Consider the following 278-nt stretch of genomic DNA (forward strand, 5'->3'; position numbering starts at 1 on the left):
TGGCTGCCCAACGGTACTATTGAGTTTATAGGCAGAAAGGACGATCAGGTAAAAATACGTGGGTACCGCATTGAGTTGGGCGAGATCGAGAACACCTTATCCTTGCTACCGGGCGTTAGGCAGTGTTGCGTCATGGCAAGCGATGATGACAACGGCGGCAAGCGGTTGGTTGGTTATGTAGTCATGGAAGGCGGTCCGGACAAGGAGACATTGCAGGACCAATTGCAACTGAGTCTGCCGGAGTATATGGTGCCCCGCTTGTGGGTTCAGCTAGACGA

At 52.9% G+C, this 278-nt stretch carries 1 protein-coding gene; it reads left to right on the forward strand.

Features of this window, described 5'->3' with window-relative positions; translation table 11 throughout:
* Positions 1-75 precede the first annotated feature (75 nt).
* A partial coding sequence (locus tag AC04NP_RS30820) for an AMP-binding enzyme (protein WP_482863981.1) occupies positions 76-278 on the forward strand: 203 nt, incomplete at its 3' end.

It is taken from the genome of Agaribacillus sp. DX54, from assembly GCF_056858335.1.